This window comes from Hymenobacter coccineus, assembly GCF_001816125.1.
In the GTDB taxonomy this organism is placed as follows: Bacteria; Bacteroidota; Bacteroidia; order Cytophagales; family Hymenobacteraceae; genus Hymenobacter; species Hymenobacter coccineus.
This window is the reverse complement of record NZ_MDZA01000081.1, coordinates 1-10,089: the sequence shown is the minus strand read 5'-3', so window position 1 is coordinate 10,089 and position 10,089 is coordinate 1. Positions and strand designations below refer to the sequence as shown.

The window sequence follows — 10,089 nt, the reverse complement described above, 5'->3', positions numbered from 1 at the left end:
GGGCACCTCGGCCGGCGCTGGGGGCGCGGCCGGGCGCGGGGCTTCCACGGGGGCCACCACGGCGGCGGGGGCCACCGAGGCGGCGTTGGGCACGGTGGCCTGGGCCCGGGCCCCCAGGGCCCCCACGGCTAGGAACAGGGCCCCCAGTAGGCGCGTGGCGCGCCGGCTACTGTTGCTCAAAGTACCGCAAAACCAGGTCGTTGCCATCGTAGTCGGCGTAGGAGCAATAATTGACCCATTCGCCGAGGTTGACGTAGCGGCTGCCGGGGCCCACGGCCAAATCGAGGGGCAGGTGGCGGTGGCCGAAGATGTAATAGTCGTGGTGCTGGCGGGCCTCCAGCTCGCGGCAGTACACCAGCAGCCACTCGTCCTCACCGAAATACTTAGCGTCGGCGGCCGTGTTTTGGATGCGGCTGCGCTTGCTCCAGCCGCTGGCCAGGCCGATGCCCAGGTTGGGGTGCAGCCGGGCAAAAAGCCACTGCGCCAAGTCAGAAGTAAACACCTTTTTCAGGGCCTTGTAGCTGTGGTCTTTGGGCCCCAAGCCATCGCCGTGGCCGATGTGAAACAGCTGGTTACCAATCTGCTGCGTGACAGGTGCGCGCAGGATGGGAATCCCCAGCTCTTCGGTGAAGTAGTCGAACATCCACAAGTCGTGGTTGCCGGTGAAGATGTAAATCGGCAGGCCCGCATCGGCCAGCTCGGCCAGCTTGCCTTGCAGCCGGATGAAGCCGCGCGGAATGGCGTGGCGGTACTCAAACCAAAAATCGAACAGGTCGCCGACCAGGTAAATGGCCGCCGCGTCGCGGGCCGCCATATCCAGCCAGCGCACGATGCGCTTCTCGCGCACCGCCGACATGGCTGCGTCGGGCGTACCTAAGTGAAAATCAGAAGCGAAGTACACCCGGCGACCGGGCGGTAGGGCCAGCGGGGGCAAGGCGGGGGACACTAAACTCATGCAGCAGCGTCAGGGGCCCCGGCGTCAGGCGCGTCGTCAAGGAGAAATAGTACCAGCCGGCGCGGGCCATGGGCCCCCAGCACCAGGGTCTTTTCAATGTCGGCGGTGCGGCTGGGGCCCGAGGTGAGCGAGGTCATCGAGGGCAGGTTGGCGCCGTAGCGGGCTTGCAGCCCACGCAGCGCGTCGCCGATTTCGGCCACCACCTGGCCGGTGCGGGCCAGCACTAGGTGCTGGTCGGGGTACACGCTGAGGCGGCGGCCGCTGGCCGTGGCCGGGGCCACCAGCAGGCTACCGGTGCGGGCCACCAGCGCTTCGCAGGTGGTAATGCTGGCGTCGGCGTGGGGTATAAACTCGGTTTCGTCGGCCACAAACGGCACGTGGCCGGTATAAAGCACGCGCTGTAACGCCGCTTCCCAGGCAAAGAGGCGGCCGATTTGCTGCTCCTTCAGGTAGGTGCCCAGCTGGGCGATGAAGTGCGCTTCGGACGTGCAGTAGAAGAACACGCCGCCTACGCGCACGAAGCTTTCGGCGAAGGCCACGGCCAGGTCGGCCGGCAGGGGCGGATGCACCGGGGCCTCAAAATCGGGGCGGGGGGGCTGCGGCGCGGGTTGCGCCAGCCCCTGGCGGATGCGGGCGAGCACGGCGGTGCGCGCCGCGGCGGCAGAAGAGTCAGGAACCATGCAATAGAGAAAATGGGATGGCAAAGATAAGGCCAGCACCGCAGGGGACCCCGCGCCAGCGGACCAGCCGGCTAGCGGCATGGGGGCCCCACACTTTGCTGGTTTGCACAGTGGCGCGGCATCGATTTAGCACCTATATTTACGACAACTATTAGTTCAATTCATTTCCACTTAGCTATTTGCCTATTAAATGACCATTTACTTCTTGCATTCGTTCTACCCGGCGTACCAAGTACCACCGGTGTCGCTAACCCTAGCCCCCGGTTGGATTTGTCTCACTCACTCCTTCACCGATTAATTTAGGGCCCCGCGCTAACCGCTAGTCGATTATTTTAATAAAAAAACCCGTCTTCGATAATCGAAGACGGGTTTTTTTATTAAAATAATCGACTAGCTAAACGCCGGCTACGGCACTGCCGCTGGGCGCGGCGGCTTCGCTGGGGCCACTGCCGTTTTCGAGGCCAGGCAGGTGCAGCTCGGGCAAGTCGCTGCCGATGGTGGCACCGGCGTGCTCGTTGATCAGCTCGCTGGCGGTTTCGCTGCGGTCGGTACCGGCCATGTGGGCCTGGTAGTTGGTCTGGCCGCCGTAGGGGCGCTTGCCCACGAGGCGTTCCAGGTCGTCTTGTAGCAGCACTTCCTTCTCCAGCAACTCCTTGGCGATTACCTCCAGCTCGTGGCGGCGCTCGTGGAGCAACTCCTTGGTGCGGGTGTAAGCCTGGTCGATGATGGTCCGAACTTCTTCGTCAATCATTTGCGAAGTAGCTTCTGAGTAAGGCTTCGAGAAGCCGTACTCGTTCTGGCCCTTCGAGTCGTAGTAAGACACGTTGCCGAGCTTCGAGTTCATGCCGTACATCGTCACGATGGAGTAGGCCATCTTGGTGATGCGCTCCAGGTCGCTCAGGGCCCCGGTCGAAATTTTGCCGAACACCAGCTCTTCGGCGGCGCGGCCACCCAGGGCCATGCACATCTCATCAATCAACTGCTCGGTGTTGTACAAGAACTGCTCGCGGGGCAGGTACTGCGCGTAGCCGAGCGCGGCCACGCCACGAGGCACGATGCTAACCTTTACCAACGGGTCGCAGTGCTCCAGGAACCAGCCCACGATGGCGTGGCCGGCTTCGTGGTAGGCCACGATGCGCTTTTCGCCGGGCGAAATGATTTTGTTCTTCTTCTCCAGGCCCCCAATCACGCGGTCGATGGCGTCGGTGAAGTCCTGGTTGGTTATGAACTTCTTGTCGCGGCGGGCGGCGATGAGGGCCGCCTCGTTGCAGACGTTGGCAATTTCCGCGCCCGCAAAGCCCGGCGTCTGGGCCGACAGCTTCTTGGCGTCCACGTCGGGGCCCAGCGTCAGCGGCTTCAAGTGCACTTGGAAAATCTGGGTGCGGCCGTTGATGTCAGGCTTGTCGATGCTGATTTGGCGGTCGAAGCGACCGGGACGCAGCAGGGCCGAATCCAAGGTATCGGGCCGGTTAGTGGCGGCCAGGATGATGACGCCGGAATCGGTGCCAAAGCCGTCCATTTCTACCAGCAGCGAGTTCAGGGTGTTCTCGCGCTCGTCGTTGCCGCCGGGCATGTTGCCCTTGCTGCGCGAGCGGCCCACGGCGTCAATCTCATCGATGAAGATGATGCACGGCGCCTTGGCCTTGGCTTGCTTAAAGAGGTCACGCACTCGGGCCGCGCCCACGCCCACGAACATCTCCACGAAGTCGGAGCCCGAAAGCGAGAAGAACGGCACGTCGGCCTCGCCGGCTACAGCTTTGGCCAGCAGGGTTTTGCCGGTGCCGGGAGGGCCTACCAGCAGGGCCCCCTTCGGGATTTTGCCGCCGAGCACGGTGAACTTGCTAGGGTTTTTGAGAAACTCCACAATCTCCTGCACTTCCTCTTTGGCTTCTTCCAAGCCGGCCACGTCTTTGAACGTGATTTTCACCTTGTCGCCGCCCTCAAACAAGGCCGCACGGCTCTTGCCGATGCTGAAAATCTGGCCGCCAGGGCCCCCAGCGCCGCCCATGCGCTTCATCATGAACAGGAAGCCCACCACGAGCAGGGCCAGCAGGCCCCACTTGCCAATGAAGTCGCCCAGGCCCTCTCGCGACTCGATGTTGAGGGCGAGGCGCTGGGGCAGGGGGGTTTCTTTTTGAAGCTGATCGAGGTTTTCCTGGAACAGCTTGGCATCCACGATGGGGAAGTAAAAGTGGGCGTCGCTGCTCGTCCCGAACGGCGATTTGCGCACCAGCTCGGTGGCGTACTGGCTTTTGGCCAGGGCGGCGGGCATGAGCGACACGTCGACCTCCTTCTCATTAACGAGGGTAATCTTGCCGACGTCGCCGTCGGCCAGCATCTGCTCGAATTTCTGCTGGTTAATTTTGGTGGGCTGGTTGATATTGCTCACGAACATCACCCCGAACATGAACACGAGCAAGCCAGCCAGCACCCACAGTTGCACCCCGGGCCGGGGCGTGGGGTTGGGCGCGGGTTTTTTCCGCTTGTTATTGCCGCTAGGCGTTTTATCAGACATAAGACACGAGGTTAAAAAGCACGGATTTTTACGAAAATGGGCCCAAGGCCCGCTGGGGTAGACGCGGCCAGCTACGTTTTATTTTGGGCTAACCGGCCGGCGCGTCTTTCGTTGGGGCCCCAGGGTATTTACGTAACACCGGCGGCAGCAAAATCCATCCCGAAAACACCTAAAAACAAAGCGGTGGGCCCGGGCTAGGCCGTTAGCTCTTCGACGTACGAAATTTGGGCATCGCCCCACAATTCTTCCAGCGCGTAGAACTTGCGGCGGTCGCGCAGGAACACGTGCACCACCACGTCGACGTAATCGAGCAGCACCCACTCGCGGTTGGTGCGGCCTTCGGTCTGCCAGGGGTAGTCGCCGGTTACTTTTTCTACTTCTTCTTCTATCGAGCGGGCGATGGCATCGATCTGGGTGTCGGAGTTGGCCGAGCAGATGATGAAATAATCCGCCACGGCGTTTTTCAGATCTTTTAAGTTGAGCACAACGATGTCAGAAGCTTTTTTGTCCTGCATGCCGCGTACTACTACGTCTGCCAATGTGTCCGAATCCTGCCGGACCAAGGTGCTTTTCATAAGGTATAATTAGGTTTGAGCCCCGGTTCCGCCGGGGCCCTCAATGCAAGTTACACAACAAAGGTGATGGAAATTAGTCCCCAAACCCTGTTCACGGGCCAGCAACTGCTGTGGCTGCCCGCGTGCGGATCTACCAACGCGGAGGCCCAGCGGCTGCTTGGCGAAAACCGGGCCAGCGAAGGCTGCACCGTGGCCACGGGCCACCAAACCGCCGGCCGGGGCCAGCGCGGCAACCAGTGGGAGGCCGCCGCCGGCGAAAACCTGACCCTTTCGGTGGTGTGGCTGCCCACGTTTCTGGCCGCCGGGCAGCAATTTCTGCTCAGCCAAGCAGTGGCCCTGGCGGTGCACGACTGGGCCACCGCCCTGCTGGGGCCCTCCCCCGCCCTGCGCTTGAAGTGGCCCAACGACCTGTACTACGGCGGCCAGAAGCTGGGCGGCATCCTCATCGAAAACGCACTGAGCGGGGCCCAAATTCAACACAGCGTGGTGGGCATCGGGCTGAACGTGAACCAGCTGGCCTTTGGTGTGCCCACGGCCTCGTCGCTGGCCGCCCTCACCGGCCGGGCCTACGACCTGGGGGCCCTGGCCGCCCGCCTGCTCGAGTGCCTGGAGCGGCGCTACCTCCAACTGCGGGCCGGTCAGGTGGGGGGCCTGCGTCGCGATTATTTGCAGGTGCTCTACCGCTACCAAGAGCCGCACGCCTACGAGGTGGCCGGCCAGCGGGTGCACGGCCAGATTGTGGGGGTGGACGCCGACGGCCGGCTGGCGGTGGAGATTGACGGGGCGGTGCGCCGGTTCGGGTTGCAGGAAATCCGGCACGTGTAGGCAACCTTTTGGCGGGTTTGCGCATCTACCCAGGCAACCCGGCACGGTGCTTGATTTTAGTACAGCGCCGCCGGATGCCGCAATCTTGCACGTCCGCAGCGCGCCTTTTGGCGTAATTGGCTTCCCTCCTGCTTGCTAAATTTCCTTAGAATGAAAATATTTACCCCGTTTTTTTTGGCGCTGGCTGTGGCCGGCCTGCTTGGGGCCCAGCCGGCCGTTGCCCGCACCATCAAGCCGCTCGCGCTGCTGGCGGGCCCAGTGCAGGGCCCCGGCGATGCCCTCGGCCTGAGCGTATACCCCAACCCCAGCCGCGGCTTTGTAACGGTGCAGCTGCGCCAGCCCGTGGGCCCCGCTTACTTGCTGCGCCTGAGCAACGTCATCGGCCAGGAAATCCGCTCCGTGGCCCTGCGCCCCGAAATCAGCTTCCCCGGCCTGAGCCTGAACCTGACCGACCTGCCCGGCGGCCTATACTTCTACAGCCTGGTGGTGGACGGCAAGGTGGCCAGCACCAAGCGCCTGGTGCTGCAAAACTGACGGCCTGGGGTTGCGGCGGGCTGCCGGCTTTTCGCCGGCTGCCCGCTAACCGTTGCGGCGGCTTGTCCGGTTTAGGGCCCCCAGCTACACGCAGCGGTTATCGGGCAGCCGGCGAAAAGCCGGCAGCCCGGGGCGCAATGGGCACTGCCCGCACTTCTTCGTTTCCCGAAAGCAGCCCTCGGCTGCTTTCGGTGTTTATGGGCGTACCGGGACCTCAGGGCCAAGCAGGCGGGCGGCCCGGCCGCCGTGCCTACTTTTGAGCTTTCCTAGCCGCGCCCGGCCCTTACTGATTTGTCCGCAGGCCCCCACGGAGCCGGGGCCGCACAACTTTTTTTATGCGTTTTCAACGATTAAATAACCTCGTCGGGTGGCTCGTGTTCGCCATCGCCGCCGCCACCTACCTCAGCACGCTCGAGCCCACGGCCTCGTTCTGGGACTGCGGCGAGTTCATTGCCTGCGCTTACAAGCTGCTGGTGCCGCACCCGCCCGGGGCCCCCACGTTCCTGCTGCTGGGGCGGCTGTTCTCGCTGTTCTCGTTCGGCGACCCCACCAAGGTGGCCGTGCTCGTGAACGCCCTCTCGGGGCTGAGCAGCGCCTTCACCGTGCTATTCTTGTTCTGGAGCATTACCCGCATGGCCAGCAAGCTGGTGCTGCGCCGCTCGGCCGTGAACACGCCCACCGAGGAACCCACCGGCACCGACACGCTGCTCATTCTGGGCGCGGGGGCCGTGGGGGCCCTCGCCTTTGCCTTCACCGATTCGTTCTGGTTTAACGCCGTGGAGGGCGAAGTGTACGCCATGTCGTCGCTGTGCACGGCGGCCGTGGTGTGGCTGATGCTGAAGTGGGAAGGCCACGCCGCCGAGCCCGACTCCGACAAATGGATCGTGCTGATTGCCTACGTCATCGGCCTCAGCATCGGGGTCCACTTGCTCAACTTGCTCACGCTGCCCGCCCTGGGCCTCATCTACTACTACCGCCGCAACCCCAACCCCAACGTGAAGGGTATTGTGGCGGTGATGGCCGTGTGTCTGGTGCTGCTGGCCGCTGTGCTGGTGGGCATCATTCCGGGCCTGCCCACGCTGGCCGGCTACTTCGAGGTATTCTTCGTGAACACCGTGCGCCTGCCCTTCAACTCGGGGCTGATCATCTTCGTGGTGGCCCTCATCGGCCTAACGGTGTACGGGTTCCGGGTTTCGTTCCGGCGCAAGAGCCAGCTCCTGAACACGGCCATGCTGTGCTTCACCTTCATCCTGATTGGGTATTCAAGCTACCTCATCGTGCCCATCCGCTCGTCGTACCACCCCACCATCAACGAGAACGACCCCGAGGACGTGCTCAGCTTCGTGAGCTACCTCAAGCGCGAGCAGTACGGCTCGCGGCCCCTGCTCTACGGGCCCCAGTTCAATGCCCAGCCCGACCACAACGAGCCCGGGGCCCCGCGCTACGTGCGCAACACCACCTCCAATACCTACGACGAGGCCCTGCCCCGCCCCCAGGAAGCGGGCTACCGCGACGAGGACAAGATGCTGCTCCCGCGCCTCTACAGCCCCGAGCCGAACCACATCCAGGAGTACAAGAAATGGGTTGATATTCAGGAAGGTGTGAAACCCACGATGGGCCAAAACCTCTCGTTTATGTTCCGCTACCAGATGGGCCACATGTTCTGGCGCTACTTCATGTGGAACTACGTGGGGCGCGAGTCCGATGTGCAGCAGGCCGGGGTGGTGACGCCCTTTAGCCCCAGCGTCCGCAGCTTGCCCGAGCGCATCGGCATGAGCAAGGCCCACAACAACTTCTTCGCCATCCCGCTGATTCTGGGCCTCGTCGGCCTGTTTTTCCAGAGCCGGCGCGACAGCAAGGATGCCTTGGTGGTGGGCCTGCTGTTCCTGCTCACCGGCTTGGCCATCATCGTGTACCTCAACCAGCCGCCGCTGGAGCCGCGCGAGCGGGATTATACGTTTGCGGGGGCCACGTTTGCCTTCGCCATCTGGATTGGGCTGGGCGTGCTGGGCCTGGCCGATTTGCTGCGCTCGGTCATCAAGAGCGAGGGGCCTCGGGCGGCCGTGGCCATTGCGCTGGGCCTGGTGGCGCCAGGCATTCTGGTGGCCCAGGGCTGGGACGACCACGACCGCTCGGGCCGCTACAACTCAGTCGATTCGGCCAAGAACCTGCTCAACAGCTGCGCCCCGAACGCCATTCTGTTCACCAACGGCGACAACGACACCTTCCCGCTCTGGTACGCCCAGGAGGTAGAGGGCGTGCGTACCGACGTGCGCGTGGCCGTGCTCAGCTACCTGAACACCGACTGGTACATCCAGCAGATGAAGCGCCGCTCGTACCTCTCGCAGCCGCTGCCCATCAGCATGGGCGAGAAGGGCTACGCGCAGGGCACCAACGACTACCTGCCCTTCGCCCAGAACCCGGCCGTGAAGGAAGTGGACGTGAAGCAGTTCATCCAGTTGGTGCAGCAAAACAGCCCGCTGCTGCAAGTGCAGTACCAGGAAGACGGCCCCGGCATCATGTCGTTTCCGACGCCCAACTTCTACTTGCCCGTGGATACGACGGCCTTTAAGAAGCTGGGCCTCATACCCAAGGGCCGCGAAAACCAGCTCGTGGACCGCATGGACTGGAGCATGGGCAAGCGCGGCATCGAGAAGAAAAATCTGGTGATCCTCGACATGATTGCCACCAATAACTGGAAGCGCCCGATCTACTTCAGCTCCACCGTCACGCCGAGCGACTACATGAACCTCCAGCCCTACTTCCAGCTCGAAGGCCTGGCCTACCGCCTGCTCCCGCTGAAGGACCCCAACTACACGCCCCAGGGCGAGGACGGCTACGTGGACCTCGACCTGAACTACCGCGAGCTGATGAAAACCTTCAGCTACCGCGGCCTGACGAACGACAAGATTTTCTACGACGAGAACAACCTGAAATTCCCGTCGAACTACCGCGACAAGTTCGCCCGCCTCGCCAACACGTACTTGGAGCGCGGCAACAAGGCCAAGGCTAAGGAAGTGGCCGACTACTGCTTGCAGGTGATGCCCGACAAGGCCATTCCCTACGACTACTACTCGCCGCAGCTGGTGCCGGCCCTCATCGCGGGCGGCGAGAAGCAGCGCGCCGACGAAATCCTCGACACCATGACGCGCCGCTCCATCCAGATGCTGTCGTACTACGCCGCCCGCCCCGACGGCAGCCTCTTCGACTACGACCAGCGCCTGCACCTCGTCAACCTCCAGTACGTGTACCGCTCAGCCATGCAAGCCGGCGACACCGTGCGGGCCCAAAAGGCATTTGCCGTGCTCCAGCCCTACCTGCAAGGCCAGCAGCAATAGGGTCCTGGGGCCCCACGCCACGAAAAAGGGCCGGCTCGCAGCAATGCGAGCCGGCCCTTTTTCGTGGTATTAACAACCAGCTTTCTATACCGAAGGCAGCAGCTCGATGGCAGCGGCCAGCGCCCGGGCGGGCGCGATTTGGTCGATTTGCGGGTCGCGGGCCGGGGTGCTAAAATCGCCTTGGGCAAAGCGTGCTTCTTGGCTAGGCGGGAACAGGCAACGGCACGGGGCCCCCAGCAAAGCGGCGGGGTATGGGAAGAACTTGCCGTAGTTCTCGCCCATGAGTAGCACCAGCAGCGGCACGCCGGCCTGGGCCGCTAAGTGGGCCGTCACGGTATCGTTGCTGATGAGCAGCCGGGCCCCGGCCACGAGTGCGGCCAGCGCGGGCAGGTCGGTTTGGCCGCAGCGGTTTTCCAAGGGCACGCCCGGGCCGGCGGCCTTTACGATGCGCTGGGCGTGGTCATCGTCGGCGGCGCTGCCGGCGATGATGAGCCGGTACCGGGCCCCAAAGTGCTGGTGCAGGCCCCGCGCCAGCTGCGCAAAGTGCGCGGTAGGCCAGCGCTTCTGCCGGGCGCTGGCCCCGGGGAACAGCACGAGGTAGGGCCCCCGCGCCGCCTCGGCCGCCGCGGCTTCGTGCACCGCGGCGGGCAGGCGCAGCGGCACGGCG

At 63.5% G+C, this 10,089-nt stretch carries 8 protein-coding genes and 1 pseudogene; 3 read left to right on the top strand and 6 right to left on the bottom strand.

The window, feature by feature from the left end:
• The 5 genes and pseudogenes from BEN49_RS06295 to rsfS all read right to left on the bottom strand — a co-directional run.
• Positions 1–180, bottom strand: a pseudogene (locus BEN49_RS06295) (hypothetical protein); the annotation flags it as partial.
• A complete protein-coding gene (locus BEN49_RS06290) occupies positions 167–955 on the bottom strand; it encodes a UDP-2,3-diacylglucosamine diphosphatase (protein WP_070742209.1) in 789 nt (262 codons plus the stop codon). The gene BEN49_RS06290 and the pseudogene BEN49_RS06295, both read right to left, overlap by 14 nt.
• On the bottom strand, positions 952–1,635 hold the full coding sequence (locus tag BEN49_RS06285; protein ID WP_070742208.1) for a LutC/YkgG family protein: 684 nt from the start codon (positions 1,633–1,635) through the stop codon (positions 952–954). Before BEN49_RS06285 ends, BEN49_RS06290 begins: the two co-directional genes overlap by 4 nt.
• Before the next feature lie 394 nt (positions 1,636–2,029).
• Positions 2,030–4,150, bottom strand: coding sequence for an ATP-dependent zinc metalloprotease FtsH (gene ftsH, locus BEN49_RS06280; RefSeq protein ID WP_070742207.1), 2,121 nt, complete (start codon positions 4,148–4,150; stop codon positions 2,030–2,032).
• A gap of 194 nt (positions 4,151–4,344) precedes the next feature.
• Positions 4,345–4,725, bottom strand: coding sequence for a ribosome silencing factor (gene rsfS, locus BEN49_RS06275; RefSeq protein WP_070742206.1), 381 nt, complete (start codon positions 4,723–4,725; stop codon positions 4,345–4,347).
• A gap of 66 nt (positions 4,726–4,791) precedes the next feature.
• Between rsfS and BEN49_RS06270 the strand changes: the two genes are divergently transcribed.
• The 3 genes from BEN49_RS06270 to BEN49_RS06260 all read left to right on the top strand — a co-directional run bounded on the left by BEN49_RS06270 (position 4,792) and on the right by BEN49_RS06260 (position 9,422).
• Positions 4,792–5,550 (top strand): biotin--[acetyl-CoA-carboxylase] ligase, encoded by a 759-nt coding sequence (locus BEN49_RS06270; protein ID WP_083325826.1) that lies wholly within the window; start codon positions 4,792–4,794, stop codon positions 5,548–5,550.
• A 150-nt stretch (positions 5,551–5,700) separates the two neighbouring features.
• Complete coding sequence (locus tag BEN49_RS06265; RefSeq protein WP_070742204.1) at positions 5,701–6,084, top strand: T9SS type A sorting domain-containing protein; 384 nt, start codon at positions 5,701–5,703, stop codon at positions 6,082–6,084.
• A 335-nt stretch (positions 6,085–6,419) separates the two neighbouring features.
• A complete protein-coding gene (locus BEN49_RS06260; protein ID WP_070742203.1) occupies positions 6,420–9,422 on the top strand; it encodes a glycosyltransferase family 117 protein in 3,003 nt (1,000 codons plus the stop codon).
• A gap of 84 nt (positions 9,423–9,506) precedes the next feature.
• Here the strand turns inward: BEN49_RS06260 and BEN49_RS06255 are convergent.
• A partial coding sequence (locus tag BEN49_RS06255) for a glycosyltransferase family 9 protein (RefSeq protein WP_141765621.1) occupies positions 9,507–10,089 on the bottom strand: 583 nt, incomplete at its 5' end.

What these genes read in the sequence shown, in the direction of transcription:
- ftsH (WP_070742207.1), bottom strand. Translation starts at nt 4,150, where the DNA reads ATGTCTGATAAAACGCCTAGCGGCAATAACAAGCGGAAAAAACCCGCG.
- rsfS (WP_070742206.1), bottom strand. Translation starts at nt 4,725, where the DNA reads ATGAAAAGCACCTTGGTCCGGCAGGATTCGGACACATTGGCAGACGTA.
- BEN49_RS06270 (WP_083325826.1), top strand. Translation starts at nt 4,792, where the DNA reads ATGGAAATTAGTCCCCAAACCCTGTTCACGGGCCAGCAACTGCTGTGG.
- BEN49_RS06290 (WP_070742209.1), bottom strand. Translation starts at nt 955, where the DNA reads ATGAGTTTAGTGTCCCCCGCCTTGCCCCCGCTGGCCCTACCGCCCGGT.
- BEN49_RS06265 (WP_070742204.1), top strand. Translation starts at nt 5,701, where the DNA reads ATGAAAATATTTACCCCGTTTTTTTTGGCGCTGGCTGTGGCCGGCCTG.
- BEN49_RS06285 (WP_070742208.1), bottom strand. Translation starts at nt 1,635, where the DNA reads ATGGTTCCTGACTCTTCTGCCGCCGCGGCGCGCACCGCCGTGCTCGCC.
- BEN49_RS06260 (WP_070742203.1), top strand. Translation starts at nt 6,420, where the DNA reads ATGCGTTTTCAACGATTAAATAACCTCGTCGGGTGGCTCGTGTTCGCC.